Source organism: Monashia sp. HAY1-2A (genome assembly GCF_056755315.1).
Genome location: NZ_JBNDHY010000350.1, coordinates 1 through 302 on the forward strand (window position 1 = coordinate 1; position 302 = coordinate 302).

The following is a 302-nucleotide window of genomic DNA, read 5'->3' on the forward strand; positions in this document are numbered from 1 at the left end:
CCTTGATCCATTTATTATGTTTTCTGATGCTCTTTTTATACAGACCGGAATTCACCGTTGCCTTTGTAGCAATAACGCCGACATTGTTGTGGATTTCATAAGAAACTTTTTCCGCAACAGGATTGATTACATCAATTAACGGGACTTTACCGGCAACTGACTGCATTACTTCGTTTAAAGCATTTGCCGTCGCCGTGTTGCAGGCAATAACGATCGCTTTACAGTTTTGGTCTAACAGAAAGTTGGTGATCTTGGTAGAATATTCAATGATAGCTTCCTTAGATTTTTCACCGTACGGAAGG

General features: G+C 40.1%; 1 protein-coding gene. It reads right to left on the reverse strand.

Going from position 1 to position 302, the window contains the following annotated elements; genetic code table 11:
• Window positions 1–302, reverse strand: a 302-nt coding sequence (locus tag ACPYOM_RS22250) for a glutamate racemase (protein WP_481347627.1), incomplete at both ends; no start/stop codon positions are given.